This is a genomic window from Massilia sp. IC2-278, from assembly GCF_020708045.1.
In the GTDB taxonomy this organism is placed as follows: Bacteria; Pseudomonadota; Gammaproteobacteria; order Burkholderiales; family Burkholderiaceae_D; genus Telluria.
On sequence record NZ_JAJFES010000002.1, the window covers coordinates 19,284 to 39,700 of the forward strand.

Below are 20,417 nucleotides of genomic sequence, written 5' to 3' on the forward strand. Positions count from 1 at the left end.
TTTGTGCAGCCGGCCTCGAATAACTCGCAGCCAGTCCGGAGTCATTGGCTCCAACCGTACGGTGGGCACTCTGTGCCCACGCGGAACGACGCGCTAACGCAACGCTTGTGCGGGCGTTGGCGTCCGATCACATGATGCGCATCGAAGAGAGCAGCCGTGACGCATGCTTCCGCGTGGGCACGGAGTGCCCACCCTACGGTCACCGTCCCGGGCTACGGCTCCTGCGTCACCCACACCGGCGCCGACCACAGCACATTGCCATCGGCCTGCGTCACCTTCGCATAGTAAAAATGCGCACCCGGCGCCGGCGTGAAGGTCGTGGTCGCCTCGCTCGACAACTGCGTCACCACCCCGCCCCGCCCCGGCACGCCTTCCATGATCGCCACCGCCGCCACCCGCTTGCCGGTGACACTGGCGAAATTCGCCACCAGCGTCAACGGACCGCTGTTGCTGAAGCGCTCGCCCATCAGGTGCCCGTTCGCGCTCAAGACCAGTTGCGACCCCTTGTCCATGGTCGCAAACACCCGCCGCGCCTTCAACGCATCGATGAAACTGTCGCGGCCCAGGGCCACGCCGTTCGGAATCAAGACCCCGGTGCGGTTGCCGGAAGCCGTGCCCCAGTTGGCGCAGTGGTTGTCCTGGTTGGTGCTGAAGGCGACGTGAAAGCCCGCTTCCAACAGCTTGTTGCAGGCCCCTTCGAAATTGCTGCGCCGGGTTTCGCCTTCCTTGTCGTTGACCGAAAAAGCCGTGCTGTTGACCACCTCGCACAGCGCCATCGCCTCGTCGCCGTCCGCCGTGTAGCCGAGCGCGGCGCCGCCGGCCATGAACTGGCCGCTGGACGACGGATGATTGAATTGCCCGATCCAGCCGCGCTCGCGCATCAGGGTGTACAGGGCCGGGTAATCGCTGCGCGGCGTGAGCACATCGGCCAGCAATTCACCTTTGCCGTTCTTTTCCCAGCCCAGCAACTGGTCGCTGTTGAAGATGTTGATGTGGCCGCCCTTGTCGATCACGCCCCATTCCATGCCATACAGTGCCAGGAAGTCCGGATGGGCCGCGTTGTAGCTTGCTGCGGCCTCCAGCCCCTTGCGATAGAGCGCGCCGGGGACGGAGGCGTCGGCATCCTTGCCGGTGCCGGCCGAGCCGTCATACATGTGGTTGTGCTCGGACGTCATCAGGATGTCCAGCCCGTGCTTGTGCGCGTAGGCGTAGGCAGCCTCGGGACCGTAGGGCGCCTTCAAGGGTTCCTGCGCCCCCTTGCAGCTATCCAGGGCTGCGCCACCGTCGCTGTGATTGGTCTGGCTGTGCAGGTTGCCGAGATAGACGGTGTAGGGCAAGGCATCGAGCGCCGGTGCGGCGCCCAGCGTGCGGCCGATGGGCAGCGGCGCAAAGCGCGGCGTGCTGGGCGTTTGCGCCGGGCCGACTTCGATCTGCCAGCCCTGTTCATGCACGTCAGCGGACGGCGCCGTGCTGCCGGCATCGCGGCTGCCGGCGCGCAGGCGCACCTGGTAGAGACCGGCGGCGAGCTTGCCGGCGTCCAGGCCCGACCAGGGCACCTGCACCGACACCGGGTTATTGGCCAGCTTCGTCTGGCCCTGCCAGCGGCGCACCACCAGGCCGCTCGGCGCGATCAGCTCCAGCTGCCAGTCGACCAGTTGCGGTTGCTGGGCATTCGGGTAATCGAAGGCGAGCGTGAAGGTGCGCGCATCCGTTCGGCCTGAATCCGGGGCGCGATACGGCGCATGCAGGGTGGCTTCGAATTCGCTGTGTTCGTCGAGCACGGGCAGCGCCGAAGCGCAGCCCGACAGGATGGACAGGGCGACCAGAGAGAGGGGAAAGAGAGAGGTTTTCATGATGCAATTTTTGCAATTGCATCACCATTCCCTCTTGCGCTGGCAACAGAAACCCTTGCTACTTATTCCAAACTTTTTGATAAAAGGACAATGTCACCTGAACAATAGCTCGTGGGCTATATACAGAAGCTAATCAGGCCGCGCTCATCCAGCGATCCACCTGTTTCAACGGCAGGTTGATCCTGGCGCAGCCGATCTGGTCCGGCCGCACGTTCAGCTCGATCATACGCGGCCCATCGACGCCGATCGCCACGTCCACGCCGGCCACGTTCACGTGCGGGAAAGCCTGCAGCGCGCGCATCGCCACGTCCTGGCACTCGCGCCAGTAAGGCAGCTGCACGCCGCTGATCCGGCCGCCGGTGTCCGGGTGCACGTCCATCGTGTCGAGCGGATTCTTGGCATTCGCCGCATGGGTCAGCGTGCCGGTGGCGAGATCGACCGGGCAGAAGATGCCGCCGCTGCTGGTGTTGTCGACCAGGCTGCCCTTGCGCCCGACGCGCAGGAAGGCACCGGCGATGCGGCACTCGCCGCGCGCCTGGTACAGCCAGATGCGCAGGGTATTCAGAGAATTCGGGTGGATCGCCGCCAGCACCGGATGCTGGGGCAGGTAATGCTCGACGATGTAGCCGTCGCGGTTGCCGCCGGCCGCCTGCCACCATTCGGCCAGGGTCGTCACCGCGCCCGTAAACGGGTGCACGAACACCGGCTGCCCTGCCCGCTCCTCGACCTGGAAGGCAAAAAAGCCGGCGCCGCCATAGCCTTCCACCAGCTTGAAGCAGATCTTCCGGCCCACCAGGCCGCGGCACAGGGCGTCGAGGTCAGCCAGGCTGCGCAGGGCGGTCCCATCGGCACGGGCTCCACGCTGCGGGTGGATGAAGCCGATGAATTCCGGGGTCGGCACGCCGACCAGTTGCAGGATCGCCTTTTCGATCACCTTGTGTTGCGAGCTCTTCTGGTAAGGGCGGCGGTTCCAGCGGTCGATGAACTCGTTGTACTCGTTCTTGTTCATGTGGGCCCGTTTGTCGGCAAACGGCACCGCCGTACGCCACCAGCGCGCCTGCAGGTAATAGCCGGGGCCGATACGGCGCACGAAAAACAGGTAGGCCATCTCGGCCAGCTGGCGCCAGAACGGCAGGTAAGGCTGGTCCGCCTTTCCGGCGCTCAGTTGCGCCCAGGCGCGGCGTATATCGTTGATGACTTGCATGCTCAGTCCAGTGTGTCGGGGCCGGCGCAAAAGATGCCAACCGGAATTGCCATTATATTATGCGATTCCGATATGCAATGCTCGTCCGTTACACACCGGCGCGGCGCCGGGAGGCATCGGAAATGGTGTCAGAAGTGGTATTCCGCGCGCACCATCGGCGTGCTGGCGCGCTGGCCGGCGCCGCCCGTGGTGGCACGCGTATTCCCGAACTTGTTGTTCCAGAACTGGTACTCGAGGCCGACGCGGAAGCGGTTTTTCGGCTGGCCGAAGTGGGCGCCGGCGTCGTACATCAGCGTCATGTCGAGATTGGTTTCGGCGCCGGTGCCGTTGCCGACCTCGTCACGCCCCTTGGCCGCGATGAAGTTCAGGTAACCCTCGAACGACAGGCGCTCGGCCACCGGAATGCCCCAGCTCGCGTTCAGCATGGCGTGGGTGTCGTAGGTGTAGCGCCCGTTCACGTTCGAGATCGGCGGGAAGGCGCCGCTCGGCGCATTCGATTCCTTCAGCAGCAGGATGCTGGTGGTGAGAAAACCCGGCACGTCCCACATCAGCGTCGGCCCGGCCACCAGCATGCGCTTGCGCGAGTTGTAGCCGACGTCGTTCTTGGTGTTCCAGTCGAAGCCGAAGGTGACGCCGACGCCCTTCACCGGGCCGTAGCGCAGCTCGCTGCCGCGCAGGGCGCCGATATCCAGCGTGTGGCGGTAGACCACGTAGGCTTCCTGGGCGCCTTCGGACTGGCCGAGCGAGGCCGGGTCGGTCTTGTCGGACTGCAGCAGGTCGACGTTGAAGTAGTTGCTGCCGTATTTGTAGCCGCTGGCATGGGTCAGCGCGAAGATGTGCTTCTTGATGTGTTCCGGGTTGTAGGGCTCGGCGAAGCGGGTGCCGTAGCGCCAGCTGATGGCCGTGTCGCTCCAGTCGGCGGCCTGGACGGCGCCGCCGGACAGCAGGATGGCGGCGCCGGCCGCCAGCGTGGTCTTCTTCATGTGATGGACTTCGATTGGGTTGGTTCGCATGCCGCCGCCATGGCGGGCCCGTGCCGGCGCGGCACCAGCAGCTCGACGCGGTGGCGCTGGCCGTCGTCGGCCAGGTCCAGCACGTTGCCTTCGCGTTCCCGGCCATCGACCAGCAGCGCGCCCGCCTCGGCGAAGCGCACCTCGATCTCGTACACGGTACTGCGGTAGCGGTATTCCATGCGGAAGCCCGGCCAACCGCAAGGCAGCTGCGGCGCCAGCACCAACTGATCGCCGGCTTGCCCGGTCTTGCGCCCGCGCCGATGCGCATGGTCGCATTCGATGCCGAGCAGCGATTCGACGATCAGCCGGTACATCCAGCCAGCCGAGCCAGTGTACCAGCTCCCGCTGGCGCGTCCGATATGCGGCGCGGCGGCGGCGACGCTGCCTGCCGCGACATACGGCGCGAGCCGGTAGCGGTCCGCATCTTCGCGGGTCCGGGTCCGCTTCAGCGGATTGATCATGTCCAGCAGTGCCCAGGCGCGCTCGCCCTGCCCCAGGCGTGCAAAGGCCATCGCGGCCCAGGCCGCGGCCTGGTTCGACTGGCCGCCGTTCTCGCCCATGCCGGGCGGCCAGGCGCGGATGGCGCCGGGGTCGGGGCCGGCCCCGTCGAAAGGCGGGTCCAGCAGGCGCACCAGGCCGTCCTGCACCAGGTGGGCGTCCAGCGCCGCCATGCCGCGCGCCGCCCGTTCCTCGCCCGCCACGCCGGACAGCACGGCCCAGCCCTGGGTGGCCGCGTCGATGCGGCCTTCCGCGTTGCCGTGCGAGCCGAGCGGCGCGCCGTCGTCGAAATAGCCGCGCCGGTACCATTCGCCGTCCCAGCCGTGCTCCTCGAGCCGGCCGGCCAGCACCTGGCCCGCCGCGCGGCAGGTGGTGGCGAAGCCGAAGTCGGCGCGGCGCTCGGCCAGTTCGGCGAAGCGCGCCAGCACCTCGGCCATGAAGAACCCGAGCCAGACGCTCTCGCCCGCGCCCGCCGCGCCGACGCGGTCCAGGCCCTCGTTCCAGTCGCCGCTGCCGATCAGCGGCAGGCCGTGGGCGCCGAAGCGCAGGGCATGGCGGATCGCGCGAGCGCAGTGTTGGTACAGGCTGTCCTGGCCGTCCGACTGCGCGGGCGTGCCGACATACGATGCTTCTGCGTCCTGCAGGGCCGGGCCTTCCAGCCAGGGGATGGATTCGTCCAGCACGGCCATGTCGCCGCTGGCGGCAACGTAGCGGCAGGCGGCCAGCGGCAGCCAGAGGGAGTCGCTCGAGCAGCGCGTGCGCGCGCCGCGCAGGCCTGGCGGCTGCCACCAGTGCTGGACGTCGCCCTCGGCGAACTGGTGCGCCGCCGCCAGCAACAGCTGTTCGCGCAGCAGTTGCGGACGAACCTGGACCAGCGCCATTGCATCCTGCAGCCCCGCACTGAAACCCGTGAAACCCTGGCCCTCCTGGCTGCCCGCCCCCATGCGGCCGGCGATCAGCTGGTAGGGCAGCCAGCCGTTGACGAGCACGTCGAGCGCCGGGTCGGGCGTGGCGATGCGCAGCACGCCCAGGGTCGTGCACCAGTGCTCGCGCAGCTTGTCCAGGGCCGCGCCAGCCGCCGCCACGCCGCGGTGCCGCTGCACGAGTTCGCCCACGCTGTGAACGCCGGCGCCGGCGCCGAGCATGAACACCAGTTCCTTCTGCTCGCCCGGCTGCAGCTCGAACACGGCCTGCAGGGCGGCGCAGGGGTCGAGGCCGGCGCCAAGCGCCCCGGACAGGCCGGCACGCATCATGGCTGCCGGCCGCATCGGGTTGCGCCCGCGGCCGATGAACTCGATGCGGTCGCAGGTAAAGGCGGCGTTGCCGGCATCGAGGTGGAAGAAGGCGGCGCCAGGGCTGTCGGCATCCTGGGCGAACAGGGCGCCGCTGGCCTCGTCGCGCCCGGTCAGCACCTGCACGCGGGATGCGCCGGGCGCCCATTCGACATAGCCGGTCAGCGACAGGCGGCGTGGCACGCTGCTGTCGTTGCGCAACCTGAACACGCTGTACTTGAGCGGCGCGTCGAGCGGCACGAAGCTGGTGAGTTCGGAATGGATGCCCTGCGCCGTGTGCTCGAAGACGCTGTAGCCGAAACCGTGGCGCGTGGTGTACGCGCCGCCGGACGGCGCGGGCAAGGCGGTGGGCGACCAGAACACGCCGCTGTGCTCGTCACGCAGGTAAAAGGCTTCGCCGGCGGCGCCACGCAGCGGGTCCGTATGCCGGGGCGTGAGTTGCAAGGCCGGCGCATCGGTGCGCCAGGTGCAGGCAGCCCCGCTTTCCGACACCACCGAGCCGAAGTGCTGGTTCGCCAGCACGTTCGTCCACGGCGCCGGCGTATGCTGGCCCGGCCCGGTGCGGATCCAGTATTCGCGGCCGTCGGCGCTGAAGCCGCCGATGCCGTTGTCCAGCAGCAGTGGCTGCTCATGTACCCCCTGTGGCTGCGGTGTGCGCACGCTCCAGGCATCGGGATGCGGGTCGGGTTGCAGGGCGGGCGGCAGCGTGGTCCTGACCGTCTCCGCGCGGCGCAGCTGGTCGCGCAGGCTGCCGCCGCCGTCCTTTAGCACGACGCTGGCCGCCGCCTGCAGCGCCGCCAGTTCTTCCGGCGCCAGCTGGCCGACCGCGAACACGTACACGCCGCCGGGGCAACCGATTGCCTGCGCATCGACACGCGACGCCACCAGGTTCCTGGCCTGGTCGTGCAAGGCCTCATCCGTGCCGTCCAGCCAGAGCACGAGGTCGGCCTGCAGGCCTTTCAGGCGCCACCAGGCATGGGCCTGCAGCAGCTGGTAAGCAAGGTCCAGATTCGCCGCGTCCCCGATGCTGGCCAGGACCAGGGGATGCGCACCGGCGATGCCGCAGCGCTGCAATGCTGCGCGGCTTGCTCCATTGGGGGCGATGGCCGGCCCGGCGCGCAGCGCGCGCTGCGGATACAGCCGCTGTGGATACAGCAGGAAGCCGGCCAGGCGCGCATACAGCTCGGCCTCGGCTTCGCTGGCGTCGAGCTGGCGCAGCCGGGCCTGGTTCCAGGTCCAGGCCAGGTCAGGAACGGCGTCGGCCGCATCGCGCTCGCGGTAGGTCTCCACCAGGCGCAGGGCAGCCTCGCGTGTCCCGGCGGCGCCCAGCACCAGGTCGGCCGTGGCTTCTTCGCCAGGCGCCAGCGCCAGCACGCGCCGGATCGCGACGGCCGGCTCGGGCACGAAGCCGGCATGGCCGCCGAGGGCGCCGCCGGCAAGCACGGCGGCTGGCAGCCCGTGGCCGGCGCCGGGTCCAAGAAAATCGGCGCGGCTGGTCTCGAAGGAGGCGCCGGCGCCGCCGTCGGTCCGCATCAGGTGCAGCAGCCAGGGCGTTTGCTCGCCCTCTTCGCGCGGACGGCGCGTGCACAGGATGGCGCCGTGATCGGCCAGGATCTCGCTCTGCACGAAGACCGGGGCGGCTGCAGCATCGGCCGCGGCCGGCGCCAGCGCCACCTCCGCGTAGCTCGTCAGCTCGATCGTGCGCGCCCGGCCGGAGACGTTGCGGATGCGCAGGCGGCGCAGCATGACGTCGTCTTCCGGCGCCACCGCGATTTCGGCTGAGAGTTCGATGCCGTGGTCGCGCCGGCGCAGCATCACGCTCTCTTGCGCGAAGACGGCCTCGTACTGCTCGGGTTCGGCCAGCGCCGGCCGCCAGGCATCGGTCCAGACCGCGCCGCTATCCGCATCGCGCAGATAGCAGACCAGGCCGCCCTCCTCGCCCGCCGCATCGGCACGCCATTGCGTCAGGTCGCAATCGTGCCAGCGCTGCCGGCCGGCGCCGTCGCCCGTCACGAGCGCGTGGTAGCGCCCGTTCGACAGCAGCTGCACCTGCGGCAGGGCCGCGCCCGGACGCGTGAGCGAACGGGCCGGCGGCGGCGTGCGCACGGCGCCGGTCTCGTGGCTGGCCGCCCTGAAGGCGCCGCTTGCGGGTACGCGCTCCTGCAGCAGCGGCAGCGCCGCCCGGCAGCGCGGGTCGGCCGCGAAGCGCTGCCGCATCGGGCCGCCGTGCAGCAGGCAGGACAGCGCCAGCAGGCCCATGCCCTGGTGCCGCGCCGTAAAGGCGCGCACCACGGCCTGGCGCCGGCCGCGCGGCAGGCGGGCCGTGGTGCAGTCGAGCGCCTCGTAGAAACCGTATTCGCCCAGGCAGCCCAGCTGCGCCAGGCGTTCCAGGTTGGCGCATGCCGCCTCCGGCTCCACCATCAGGCCCAGCATCGCCGCGTAGGGCGCCGCCACCAGGTCTTCGTCCAGGCCGCGGCGCAGGCCCATACCCGGCGCGCCAAAGGCGCGGTGCTCGTAGTGCAGCGCGGCGTCGACGGCGTGGCAGCCGGATGCGGCCATCCCCCAGGGCAGGCCGTAGCGGCGCGCCTGCTCGGCCTGGACCCGTACCGCCGCGCGGCAGCTGCGCTCGAGCAGGGTGCCGTCCCAGGAGGGCATGACCAGCAGCGGCGCCAGGTACTCGTCCAGCCCGCCGTGCCAGGACAGCAGCAACTGCTCCCTGCCGACAAAGGCCAGCGGGCGGCCCAGCGCTTGCCAGTGCGACTGCGGCAGCTGGCCCCCGGCGATGCCGAGGAAGCTGGCCAGGCGCGCCTCGGACGCCAGCAGCGCATGACTTTCGCTGTCCAGGCGCTCCTCGGCGACGTGGTAGCCGCTTGCCAGCAGGCCCAGGTTGCGCCGGTACAGGAAGCCGAAGTCCATGGCGCCGAACACGCGCGCCTGGCCCGCCAGCGCGGCGATCTCGTCCAGCCGTGCGCGCGCCGCGGCCACGCCTTCTTCCACCAGGGCTGCCAATGCACGTGCAGAATCGCCACCAGCGGCGGGCTGCGTGAAAGCGGCCAGTTCGCGCAGCGTCGGGATGCGCGTCAGGCTGGCGTCGAGCACGTATTCGTGCACCGCGCGCATCCACGGCGCCAGCGCCAGCAGGTCGGCCTGGGCCGCGCGGCACTCGCCGTCCAGGCGTTCGCACCAGGTGCGCAGGAGCGGGTCGGCATCTTCAGGCAGGGCCGCGCACAGCGCCGCGGTGGCGCCGGCGGCGGCGCCCAGGCAATCGGCCAGGCCCGGCAGGGTGTCGGCGTTGCGGCAGCCTGCAGGGCCGAGCGCCGTGCGGCAGGCCGCCAGCGCCGCGCCGCATGCAGCCTGCGCCTGCGGCATGTCCTCGATCACCTGCAGCGTGGCGCGTGCGCCGGCGAGAAGGCGCACGCCGGCGATCGGCTGGTCGGCCAGCTGTTCCAGGCCCACGGCCAGGGTCAGCAGGTGGCCGGCCAGGCTGCCGCTTTGCTCCGTCGAGATGTAGGCCGGCTGCAGCGGCGCCAGGGTGCGCGTGTCGTACCCGTCGTAGAAATGGCCGCGGTGGCGTTCGAGCAGCGCCATGCTGTCGAAACAGGCGCGCACCCGCGCCAGCAAGGCCGAGGCCGGAATGAAGCCGAAGTCCCAGGCCGCCAGGCTGGCCAGCAGCCCGAGGCCGATGGCGCCTGGCGAGGTACGCGGCGCCACCATCGTGTGCGGGTGTTCCTGCAGGCTGTCGGGCGGCAGCCAGTTGTGCTGCGGGCCGGCCTGGGTTTCGAAGAAGCTCCAGGTGCGGCGCGCGAGCCGGGCCAGGAACAGGGTCTGCGCCTCCGCCAGGCGAGGCGTGCGGCGCACGGCGGGCAGGCTGACCCACCAGGCCAGGACCGGCGACAGGAACCACAGCAGCAGCAAGGGCGCCGCGGCGAACAGCGCGAACGGATGGGCAAAGGTCAGCAGCAGCGCGGTGCCCACCGCCAGCGCCGGGGCGAACCACATGTTGCGCCAGTTCGCCTCCAGGTCGAGGCTGGAGCGCGCCAGGCTGGGGGCCTTCCATTCCAGCAGCCGGCGCCGCGAGACCAGCATGCGCCAGCCGCTGCGCCCGATCGCATCCAGGCTGTACCAGGCTTCGTGCGGCAGGAAGGCGGTGCGCATCACCGCGTGGCTGAGCGCATTGCGCGCGCCGCGCCACCAGTTGGCCAGGTGCTGGCGCCACAGCATGTCGTGCGGCCGGTCGCCCCAGGCGATGAACATGCCGAGGAAGGCCGGCAGGAAGAACACGGCCAGCGCCGCCGCGCTCCAGAATGCGGGCTCGGGCAGCAGCGACCAGCACAGCACCAGGGTGGCGGCCAGGGTCGGCGCCACCAGGCTGCGGCGCAGCCGGTCGAACAGCTTCCAGCGCGCCAGCGGCGGCAAGGGGTTCGGCAGGCGCTTGCCGCCTGGGGCCGGCACGCGCGCGCGCAGCCAGCCGGCCAGTTGCCAGTCGCCGCGCATCCAGCGGTGGCGGCGGCCGACGTCGTCGCTGTAGCGCGCCGGGCAGGTTTCGTGCACCTCTACTTCGCCGGCCAGGCCGGCGCGCAGGTAGCAGCCCGCCAGCAGCTCGTGCGACAGCACCCGTCCTGCCGGCAGCGCGCTGCCCAGCACGCGCTCCCAGGTGTCGACCTCGTAGATGCCCTGGCCGCTCCAGTCGCCCGCGCCGAACAGGTCCTGGTAGATGTCGGATGCGCTGCGCGCGCCGGCGTCGGCGCCTGGCGCGCCGCCATGCAGGCGCTCGTAGCGCGAGGCGTCGGCGGCCGGCAGCGCAGGCGTCACGCGCGGCTGCAGCAGGCCGTGGCCGGCAATCACGCGGCTGCCGCCGGCATCGAGCAGCGGCCGGTTCAACGGGTGCGCCATGGCAGCCACCAGCTGGCGCGCGGCGTCGCGCGGCAGCTGGGTCGCGGGGTCGAGCAGGATCACGTAGCGCACCGCGGCCAGGCCGCCGGTGTCGCCTTCGATCACGGCGAAGGGTGCGCGCGCGCCGCCGCGCAGCAGGGCATGCAGGTCGGCCAGCGCGCCGCGCTTGCGCTCGCGCCCGATCCAGGCGCCCTCCCCCTCGCTCCAACTGCGTGCGCGTTGCAGCAGCAGGAAGGGAGTACGCTTATCTGCAACGGCGTCGGCAGCGGCGCCATAGCGTGCGTTCAGGGCGGCGATGGCGGCGCGCGCCTGCCCGGCCAGGCCGGCATCCTCGAACATGGTTTCGCTCGGCGCATCGGCGGCATCGGCGAGCAGGCAGAAGCGCAGCTGCGGGTCGGGGTTGGCCAGGTAGCGCACTTCCAGGCCGGCGCACAGGGCGGCGATCTTGTCCTCGCTGTCGAGCAGCGCCGGCACCACCACCAGGGTCTGTGCATCGGGCGGGATGCCGGCGCCGGCATCCATGCGCGGCAGCGGCTGCGGACGCACCAGGCGCGCCGTCATCAGGTTGACCAGGACCAGCGCCAGCTGGCTGGCGCCGAAGACGGACAGCACGGCCAGCGCCAGCAGCAGCGGCATGCCGGCGCCGTCGAGGTAGGCGTGCACCAGCAGCGAGGCCGTGAACAGCAGCGTGAAGGCGCCGACCGCGCCCAGCCAGGACAGCAGCGGCCGGCGCCGCGCCGCCTGGCGCAAGGTGGGCAGCACGCCGGCGCGCATGCGCAGCCGGGCGCGCAGGGCCGGCTGGCCGTCGCCGACGAGGTAATGGCCGACGTGGCGCCGGCGCGTGTCGCGATCAAGCTCGCCATCGGTCTCAGTATCAGTTTCAAAGCGAGCTTCACTGCGAGCCTTACCGCCGGCCTCGCCGTCAGCCCCGGCGCCGGCCAGGGCCAGGGCCAGGGCCTCGGCCGCCACCTCGGTTTCGCTGTGCAGGGACTGACGCGCCAAACGCGCCACCGCCTGGCGGTAGTGCTCGCGCGTGGCGGCGTCCATGCGGCCATAGGCGCCGCAAGGGTCGAGGCGCAGCGTGTGCTCGACCGCGCTCATGGTCTCGACGAATTCGCCCCAGTCGATGGCGGCCACCAGGCGCAGGCTGGCGACGCTGTTCGCAACCGATGCGCCGTCGGCGGCCTGGCCGGCGTCATCGATCCGCAGCTGGGCCTCGATGCCCGAGCCTTCGTCGGCCAGGCGCGCGCCGGTCCAGTCGATCACCTGCGCCAGGGCGCCGCCCTGGCCCTGCAGGCGGCGCGTGAATTCGGCGACAAAGGCCGCATCCATCTGCACGGCGCGCGCCATGTCGGCCACCAGCAGGACCAGGTCGCCGGGACGCTGGCCGGCGGTGGCGATCATGCGCTCGGCCCAGCCCCCGGCCAGCGCGCGCTGCACGCGCTGGCGGTCCAGGCGCGCGGCGATGCGGCGCAGGTTGTCGACCAATGCCAGGCGCAGCATCACCGGCATCGCCCACAGCTCGTCGAGCGCCAGGGGCGCGCCTTCCTGGTAGGCCGCGACGAAGCGCGCCAGGCTTTCCTGTTCCAGCCGGCCGTCGCCATGCGACACGATCTCCAGCGCCAGCTGGTAGACGCGCGGCGCGCCGCCGGCCAGGCGCGGCAGGGCGCGGCTGCTCGCCGGCGGCAGCCAATGCCGCGCTGCGCGCACGTGTTCGTCGACCAGGTAAAGATGGTCGAGCAGGCAGGCGGCGCCGGGCGCCAGCGCTTCGCCGGACCTAACGGCGCGCGCCAGGGCGGCGCCGGCCTGGGCGATGACGGCGGCGTTCGCGGCCAGGCGCACCAGAAGGCGGTCCGGCGTGTCTTCCTGCGACAGCTCATGGCGCGCGGCGAGCTGGCGCCCGTGCACCGCCATCTGCGCCGCGCCGAACAGCTCCGCGCGCAGGGGCGCCTCGTCGGCGCTGGCGTGCGCGCGGACAGGGTCACGCCCCGTGCGCCCGGCGCCGGGAGGGAGATGCGGTTCTTCGGTCAACAGTAGCCTCGAATACGAATATGGACGCCGCCCGCCGAGTCCGAAGACCCGACGGGCGGCGCACGTGTCAAGGCATGCTAGAAGAACATCTGATGAGAAACCGTGCGCTAACGTACGCTGTGTTTCCGCGCGGCGGCCTGCTGGCTCGCTGTTTGCGCTCGGTCGAGTTCAGCCGGGCTCAGTTGCGCTCAGTTGCGCAGGAGGGCCAGCCCGCCGGCCAGGTGCCAGACGCGCTCGCGCCCCAGCCCCTGCAGGCACTGCACCGCCTTCAGGCTGCGGTTGCCGCTGCGGCAGAAGAACAGCAGCGGACGCGCTTCGTCGCGCAGCCAGGCTGCATATTCGGCCAGGCGCGACAGCGGCAGGCTGTAGGCGGCGCGGCCCTGCAGCGTCGGCGCGCCGGCCGCGTGCTCGCAGGCTTCGCGCACGTCGATCAAGAGCGCATCCGGGTGCTCGGCAAAGAAGTGTTTCAGGTGGTAGCGCGCCAGCTCGGCGGGTTTGCGTTCCACCGATGGTGCCTCGATGCCCATGGGCAGGCAGACGATGGCATTGCCGGCGTCCTGCGTGTCGGCAGGCGTGTGGGCGAACAGCAGGCGCGCCTGGCGCAGCACGCCGTCTTCAAGTGCGCCGAGCAGGTAGCCGCCGCCAGGGCGCCGCACCAGCAGGTCGCGGCCCAGGCGGATCGCCGTAGCCGGTGTGCCGTCGGCCAGGCGCACCGTTTCGCCATCGGCCGGCCAGGCGCCGGCATCGGCATCGACCTGTGCACACAAGGCCGCGGCGCCCGCGCCGAACGCCGCGCGCAGCCGGTAGCCGTGCCGTTGCAGCAGGGCCGCGGCGGCACCGGCCTGGGTCTCGGGCACATCGATCGCCACGCAGTCGCCGCCTTTCGGATCGAATACCAGCCAGCCGCCGTCCAGGCCGCAGTGATACACGCCGGCGCGCCCATCTCCGGAGGACGAAGCCGCCAGCGGTTTCCGGTGCAGCGCCTCGCCGCAACGCGCAATGCGCGCGCAGGCCGCATCGACAAAGGCGTCGTCCAGCAGCGGCCCGACCGACAGGCGCACCGCGTTCGCACAGCGCCAGTCGGGCAGCGCCATCGCTTCCAGCACATAACTGGGCGCCGCCTTGGCCGCGGAGCAGGCGGAACCCGCGCTGACGCGGATGCCGGCGGCGTCGAACAAATCGAGCAGCGCCTTGCCGGACAGGCCGGGCACGGCGAAATTCAGCGTGGTCGGCAATGCGTGCTCGAAGGGGGTATTGAATTCGATCGCCGGGAAGGCCGCGCGCAGGGCAGCGGCCAGGCGTTCGCGCACGGCGAGCAGCTGCGCATGGGTGCGGAAGGTGCGGCCCTCTTCCAGCGCCCGCAGGACCGCGCCGAGAGCCGCGATGCCGGCCATGTTCTCGGTGCCCGAGCGCTGGTCGCCTTCCTGGCCGCCGCCGCACATCAGCGGCGTGAACGGCGCGCCGGCGCGCACATACAGCATGCCGACGCCCTTCGGCGCATACAGTTTATGGCCGGAGAACGGCGCGTAATCGATGCGGGTACGGTCCAGCGCCAGAGGCAGCTTGCCGAGCGCCTGCACGCAGTCCACCATCCACAGCGCCGGGCTGCCGGTCTGCTCCAGCACCGCCGCGATGCCGTCGAGGTCGGACACCACGCCGCTTTCGTTGTTGGCGGCCATCGTGCACAGGAAGGCCGTGCGCGGCGCCAGTTCGCGCAGCAGGTCGAGGCGGTGGCGGCCGTCGGCATCGACCGGCAGCGCCTGCAGGGTGAGCTCCGTGCCGAGGATGCGGTTCCAGTGCGCCAGGCTTTCCGGCACGGCCTTGTGCTCGGTGGCGCCGTACAGCAGCAGGTCGCCACAAGGCTCGCCGGCGGCGCGCCGTTCGCGCACGGCGCACAGGGCCGACAGTACGGCGGTCTGGATGCCCTCGGTGGCGCCGCTGGTGAACATCACCCGGCCCGTTGCCGCGCCCAGCACGCGGCGCGCCCGCGCCCGTGCATCGTCAAGGATCAGGCGGGCACGCAGGCCGGCCGCATGGCTGCTGCTCGGATTGCCGAAATCGATCTCGAGGGCGGCGTGCGCGGCGGCGATGGCGGCCGTCAGCACGGGCGATGTGGCATTGGCGTCGAGATAGAGTTCGGGAACCATAATAAAAGTGAAATATCGGGCGAAGATCGTGTTATTGTTAAGCAATATGGTACGAATTTGTATAGAAGTGTTTGTTCTTAATTCGTTTCTATATCTCCAAAACTAAGCATGTTTGTTCTAATAGTGACATATAAATAGAATGAATTCACTAGACAAATTTGATTGTGCCATTCTCGCGGCGTTGCAGGCGGATGCAACGCTGTCGATCTCGGGCCTGAGCGAAAAGGTGGGGCTGTCGAGCACCCCTTGCTGGAAGCGCGTCAAGCGCCTCGAAGAAGAGGGCTACATCGAAAGCCGGGTCACGATCGTCAACCGCCAGAAGGTCGGGCTGCCGGTCACCGTATTCGTGAGCGTGCGCACCCGCGAGCACGACGAAAAGTGGCTCGAGCGCTTCGCCGCCGCCGTTACCGCCCTGCCCGAAGTGCTCGAGTTCCACCGCATGAGCGGCGACGTCGACTACCTGCTGAAAGTGGTCACCACCGACATCGAAGGCTACGACCGCTTCTACAAGAAGCTGATCAAGACCGCCCAGCTGGCCGGGGTATCCTCGGCCTTCTCGATGGAGCAGATCAAGTACACCACCGCGCTGCCGCTGGAGCTGATCGCGCACGGCCTGCCGGCCTGAATCTCCGGCCTGAATCTCCGGCCCCGGAGGTCTGGAGCACCTGGCTCTTTTCATGCGATGATTGCAGCTGTTCGCAATCAAGGAGACAGGCTGATGCCATCGAAAATGAACATGGCGCCGCTGGCGCTGGCCGCGCTGCTGTGCGTATCGACGACCATGACCAACGCCGCGCTGGCGCAAGAGCAGGTCGTGAAAATCGGCGTCACCGGGCCGCTCTCGGGCGCCAACGCCTTTGCCGGCAAGGACAACGAAAACGGCGTGCGCCTGGCGGTCGAGGACCTCAACGCGCAGAAGATCAAGGTGGCCGGCAAGACCGTGCGCTTCGAACTGCAATCCGAAGACGACGCCGGCGACCCGAAGCAGGGCGTGACTGTGGCGCAGAAACTGGTCGACGGCGGCGTGAAGTTCGTCCTCGGCCCCTACAATTCGGGCGTTGCGATTCCCGCCTCGCGCGTCTACAACGAAGCCGGCGCATTGATGTCGACGGTCGGCACCAATCCCAAGATCACGCAAGGCGGTTACAAGACCGTGTTCCGCACCGTCGCCAGCGACGCCCAGGTGGGCGGCTCGATGGCCAGCTATGCGGCCAGGGAACTGAAGGTGAAGAACGTCGGCGTGATCGACGACCGCACGGCCTTCGGCACCGGCATCGCCGCCGAATTCAAGCGCCAGGCCCAGGCCGCCGGCATGAAGATCGCGGGCCATGAATTCACCAACGACAAGGCGAGCGACTTCGCCGCCATCCTGACCTCGCTGCGCGCGAAGAAAGTGGATGCCATCTTCTTCGGCGGCTATGCACCGCAGGCCGCGCCGATGGCGCGCCAGATGAAGGCGCTCGGCCTGAACGTGCCGCTGCTCGGCGGCGACACCCTGTGCAGCCCCGAGATGGCGAAACTCGGCGGCCCGGCCGTCGGCGAGAACGTGCGCTGCGCCCAGGCCGGCGCCATCATCGCCAAGCAGCCCGGCGGCCCGGCCTTCCTCGACAAGTACAAGGCGCGCTTCAAGCGCGAGCCGGACGTGTATGCGCCATCGTTCTATGACCAAACCATGTTCATCGCCCAGGCGATGAAGACGGCCAATTCCTTCGACCCGGCAGCAGTGGCCCAGCAGCTGCGCAGCCAGAGCTACGCGGGCGTGGTCGGCACCTACGGCTACGACGACAAGGGCAACCTGAAGAAAACCACCGTCACCGTCTACACCTTCAAGAACGGCGCACTGGCGCCGCTGGCAAGCTATTAAGGATTCAATCACATGACCCAGTTGTTCAAGCTCGGCGCGTTCGCCGCCGCAGCGCTCATCGCCTGCTCCCCTGCCCTGGCCGCAGGCCAGGCTGAAAAGCAGGCCGCCGCACCAGCGGGCAAACAGGCCGCCGCCAACCCGCAAGCCGGCAAGGCGCTCAACAAGCTCGCCGACGAGTATTACGACGCCATCGCGCGCTTCGACCCCGTGTCCGCCAGCGAAAACGGCGACAACCGCTTCATCGACCAGATCGGCATGACGATCTCGCCGCAAGAACGGGCTAAACAGTTTGCACGGTATAAAGCGTTCCAGAAGCGCCTGCACGCCATCAAGCGCGATGGCCTGAGCCCGCGCGACCAGACCAGCTACGACATCCTCGACTACGAGCTGGCCACCGCGCTGCGCTTCGAGCCCTTCCCCGAGTACCTGCTGCCGATCAACCAGATGGACAGCATGCCGGTGACGCTGGCCAACTACGCCAGCGGCCAGGGCGCCCAGCCGCTGTCGAGCGTGGCGGACTACCGCGCTTACGCCAGCCGCCTGGCCCAGCTCGGCCCGTGGATCGACCAGGCGATCGCCAACATGCGCGAAGGGGTCAAGCGCGGCGTCACCAATCCGAAATCGGTGATGGCGTCCGCCCTGCCCCAGTTCAGGCAGCTGGTGGCGGCCACGCCGGAGGACAGCATCTATTATTCGCCGGTGAAGAGCTTCCCGGCCTCGTTCTCCGATGCGGACAAGCGCAGCCTGACCAAACTGTACGGCGACACCATTGGCGGCAAACTGAATCCTGCGCTGGCGCGCCTGTCGACCTTCCTGGAAAAGGAATACCTGCCCGCCGCGCGCACCAGCACCGGTTGGGACGCCCTGCCAAACGGCGCCGAGTGGTACAAGGTACGCGTGGCGAGCCAGACCACGACCAGCCTCACGCCCGAGCAGATCCACGAGATCGGCCTGAAGGAAGTGGCACGCATCCAGGGCGAATATGGCCGCACCGGCCCGAAGATGGGCTACAACGGCCCGGCCGCCGGCCTGCCGGCCTGGGTATCGCAGCAGGCGAAGTACAAGCCCTTCAAGACCGACCAGGAAGTCATCGACGTCTACCGCAAGCTCGACGCCCAGCTGCGCACCAAGCTGCCGGCCATGTTCAACCTGATGCCCAAATCCCCGCTCGATTTGCGCCTCGAACCTGAACTGAGCCGCGCCACGGCCTCGGACCACTACACCCCGCCGGCGGTGGACGGCTCGCGTCCGGGCGTGTTCTGGTCGGTGGTGAACGACCCGACGCAGTACGGCAGCACCGGCATGGTCACCCTGTTCCTGCACGAAGGCCAGCCGGGCCACCATTTCCACATCGCCCTACTGCAGGAACTCGGCTTGCCGAACTTCCGCAAATTCGGCGGCAACAACGCGTTCACCGAAGGCTGGGCGCTGTATGCCGAGACCCTGGGCAAGGACATGGGGCTGTTCGACAAACCGGAAGATTATTTCGGCCACCTGAACGACGAAATGCTGCGCGCCGCGCGCCTGGTGGTGGACACCGGCATGCACACCAAGGGCTGGTCGCGCGAGCAGGGCATCAAGTACTTCTCGGAGACGCTGGGTTACAGCGAAGCGGATTCGCGTGCGCAGATCGAGCGCTACATGGTGTGGCCGGGCCAGGCGCTGGGCTACAAGATCGGGGCGCTGAAGATCATCGAGTTGCGCCGCCGCGCGGAGAGCGCGCTGGGGCCGAAGTTCGATTTGCGCGCCTTCCACGACATCGTGCTGGGTGAAGGAACGCTGCCGCTGTCGCTGCTGGAGGCGAAGGTGGATCGGTGGATTGCGGAGGGCAAGCAGTCCTGATGCGAAGGTGGGCGATGCCCACCTTTTTTATATCTGCGTCATGCAGCGAGCCGCACTGAAGCGACCAGTCTTCGCGACCTGTCAACACTGCCAGGACGTCAGACCGAACCAACACTTCGCTCGCCGGCTCTTGATGAAGATTGCTGCGACAGGCTCACGCCTTGCGGAAAATTTACCGCCACGGTCCTCCACCTGCCCAGTGCTGGCTGCCTACGCTGCCAGCCAAAACGGGAAGCAGAAAAACCTTCAGTTCTTCGACTACGCCAGCCAAATCCGGCGCCTGAAGCTTGTTCTTTTTAATAAAGCCGCGCCATTGCGACAGTTTGGATACGTCCTGGCTGAATGCATCAGCCAGGCCGATCGGCTGCAAGTCGACTTCCGTTTGCCGACGCTCCAGTGTTGCCTTCAGCGCCAGCTGGATGACGGCTCCGTCGAATTCGGCATGCCGGCTCAATATCCATAAGTCGAAATAATCCTTCATCCGCGTGTTGGCCATCCCCAGTGACAGCATGGCTTCGGCTTTTTCGGCCACAACGGTATAACGCGGATAGGCACGCAGTGCGGGGCTGGGCATACCGGCCAGCAGGACCGGATAGGCCACTTCTTCAGCGCCGGGGGTGACCGCATCGCCATAACCAATATCGACCTGGATTGGGCAACGCACCTTGTCGATGAGTCCCGTAAATGTCACACGCACACCCGCGTAATTCGATTCCTTGCGTATTTCGGCTGCCTTCACCGTATCGGCATCGAAGACGATGCCGTCATCGGCCGCAATAGCACAGATATCCTTGAAAATCGCTTCGAGTGTATCCAGGCCGTGTTCTCCATAACCCAGCATGTCGACATCGGTGGTCGGCCGTACCGGAATATCGAACCACAGGTTGAACAGCATGGCACCTTTCAGCAGAAAGGCGCCGGCATGTTCCGAAATGGACAAGCGGTACAGCATGCGCTCCAGGCCATACCGGGTCAGCACTTGCTGATACTCGAGATGCGCGTCCCTTGCCGTGTTCTTGAGCCGGGCCAGAACCGACTGCGGCATGTTGCTTGTCCCGTTCAAACAAGCGACTCCAGATAAGGACGCATGATTTTCTCGACCCTGCAAACCTTACCAAAATGGTAAAGCTCGCGCATCGTCACGCGCTTTTCACGCCATGCCTCGCGCAACGCCTCGATGCCGACATCGACGCCGATCTTGTTGCGGTACTTGAAGCAATCGGCAATTGTCTTCGCAATACCGTAGACCTTGATGGCCTGTCCGGCCACCTCGTGCCGTTCGACGCCTTCCGTGAGTGCCGCGCCTGAGTACCAGACAATCCTGACCGGGGGATAGTCGATCTTCGGGGCACGTGCCTTGTTGGGCAGTGCCAGCCAGACTTCGAAGGGCGACTGGGTAGTCAGCTTGTGAAACCGCAGGGCAGTCAGCAGGCAGAAGACGCCCTGCTCGCTGTAGGCGGCAAGGTCGACCAGACTGTCCAGTTCCGTGCTGGGCCTGTTGGTGACTGCATACAGGCCGCGTGCGATGCGCGTGATATCGCCTTGACGCACCAGACGCGTCAGCGCCATGCGCGACAGGCCGGCGTCGATGGCATCCTTCGCCCGGAAGGCTGGTTTATTGACAGCTTGCAGCGCGGTAGGCAGGAGCTGGGTATTCATGCCCCTATTGTTGCATATCGTCGGTAAATGTCAATATCTACCGACGTTTTGCAACGCCACTACCTCATCTTGTCAATCTCACCCAACGGCGGGGAAGATCCGCAGTGGAGACTGTGCTCCT

Annotated in this window: 10 protein-coding genes; 3 read left to right on the forward strand and 7 right to left on the reverse strand. The window is 68.5% G+C overall.

The window, feature by feature from the left end; genetic code table 11:
- Positions 1-212: 212 nt before the first annotated feature.
- The 5 genes from LK540_RS04965 to LK540_RS04985 all read right to left on the reverse strand — a co-directional run bounded on the left by LK540_RS04965 (position 213) and on the right by LK540_RS04985 (position 14,931).
- Positions 213-1,853, reverse strand: a complete 1,641-nt coding sequence (locus LK540_RS04965; protein ID WP_229435949.1) for a CehA/McbA family metallohydrolase — start codon at positions 1,851-1,853, stop codon at positions 213-215.
- A 133-nt stretch (positions 1,854-1,986) separates the two neighbouring features.
- Positions 1,987-3,057 (reverse strand): sugar-transfer associated ATP-grasp domain-containing protein, encoded by a 1,071-nt coding sequence (locus LK540_RS04970; RefSeq protein ID WP_229435950.1) that lies wholly within the window; start codon positions 3,055-3,057, stop codon positions 1,987-1,989.
- Between the two features lie 128 nt (positions 3,058-3,185).
- Positions 3,186-4,070, reverse strand: a complete 885-nt coding sequence (locus LK540_RS04975; RefSeq protein WP_374041326.1) for an outer envelope protein — start codon at positions 4,068-4,070, stop codon at positions 3,186-3,188.
- A complete protein-coding gene (locus LK540_RS04980) occupies positions 4,037-12,784 on the reverse strand; it encodes a GH36-type glycosyl hydrolase domain-containing protein (RefSeq protein WP_229435951.1) in 8,748 nt (2,915 codons plus the stop codon). Before LK540_RS04980 ends, LK540_RS04975 begins: the two co-directional genes overlap by 34 nt.
- 188 nt (positions 12,785-12,972) lie before the next feature.
- Positions 12,973-14,931: an aminotransferase class V-fold PLP-dependent enzyme gene (locus LK540_RS04985; RefSeq protein ID WP_229435952.1), complete on the reverse strand. Its 1,959-nt coding sequence runs from the start codon at positions 14,929-14,931 to the stop codon at positions 12,973-12,975.
- A 139-nt stretch (positions 14,932-15,070) separates the two neighbouring features.
- Between LK540_RS04985 and LK540_RS04990 the strand changes: the two genes are divergently transcribed.
- From LK540_RS04990 to LK540_RS05000, 3 genes are all read left to right on the forward strand, one after another.
- Complete coding sequence (locus LK540_RS04990; protein WP_229435953.1) at positions 15,071-15,556, forward strand: Lrp/AsnC family transcriptional regulator; 486 nt, start codon at positions 15,071-15,073, stop codon at positions 15,554-15,556.
- 93 nt (positions 15,557-15,649) lie between these two features.
- Positions 15,650-16,795, forward strand: coding sequence for a branched-chain amino acid ABC transporter substrate-binding protein (locus LK540_RS04995; protein WP_229435954.1), 1,146 nt, complete (start codon positions 15,650-15,652; stop codon positions 16,793-16,795).
- Positions 16,796-16,807: 12 nt separating this feature from the next.
- Complete coding sequence (locus tag LK540_RS05000) at positions 16,808-18,637, forward strand: DUF885 family protein (protein ID WP_229435955.1); 1,830 nt, start codon at positions 16,808-16,810, stop codon at positions 18,635-18,637.
- Between the two features lie 172 nt (positions 18,638-18,809).
- Here the strand turns inward: LK540_RS05000 and LK540_RS05005 are convergent, their stop codons facing one another.
- Positions 18,810-19,682 (reverse strand): nucleotidyl transferase AbiEii/AbiGii toxin family protein, encoded by an 873-nt coding sequence (locus LK540_RS05005; RefSeq protein WP_229435956.1) that lies wholly within the window; start codon positions 19,680-19,682, stop codon positions 18,810-18,812.
- 14 nt (positions 19,683-19,696) lie between these two features.
- Positions 19,697-20,296 carry a type IV toxin-antitoxin system AbiEi family antitoxin domain-containing protein gene (locus tag LK540_RS05010; RefSeq protein WP_229435957.1) on the reverse strand — a complete coding sequence of 200 codons (600 nt, stop codon included), beginning with the start codon at positions 20,294-20,296 and terminating at the stop codon, positions 19,697-19,699.
- Positions 20,297-20,417: the final 121 nt, after the last annotated feature.

Coding starts and splice junctions, on each gene's coding strand:
- LK540_RS04965 (WP_229435949.1), bottom strand. CDS start 1,853: ATGAAAACCTCTCTCTTTCCCCTCTCTCTGGTCGCCCTGTCCATCCTG.
- LK540_RS04970 (WP_229435950.1), bottom strand. CDS start 3,057: ATGCAAGTCATCAACGATATACGCCGCGCCTGGGCGCAACTGAGCGCC.
- LK540_RS04975 (WP_374041326.1), bottom strand. CDS start 4,070: ATGCGAACCAACCCAATCGAAGTCCATCACATGAAGAAGACCACGCTG.
- LK540_RS04985 (WP_229435952.1), bottom strand. CDS start 14,931: ATGGTTCCCGAACTCTATCTCGACGCCAATGCCACATCGCCCGTGCTG.
- LK540_RS04990 (WP_229435953.1), top strand. CDS start 15,071: ATGAATTCACTAGACAAATTTGATTGTGCCATTCTCGCGGCGTTGCAG.
- LK540_RS04995 (WP_229435954.1), top strand. CDS start 15,650: ATGCCATCGAAAATGAACATGGCGCCGCTGGCGCTGGCCGCGCTGCTG.
- LK540_RS05000 (WP_229435955.1), top strand. CDS start 16,808: ATGACCCAGTTGTTCAAGCTCGGCGCGTTCGCCGCCGCAGCGCTCATC.
- LK540_RS05005 (WP_229435956.1), bottom strand. CDS start 19,682: ATGCCGCAGTCGGTTCTGGCCCGGCTCAAGAACACGGCAAGGGACGCG.
- LK540_RS05010 (WP_229435957.1), bottom strand. CDS start 20,296: ATGAATACCCAGCTCCTGCCTACCGCGCTGCAAGCTGTCAATAAACCA.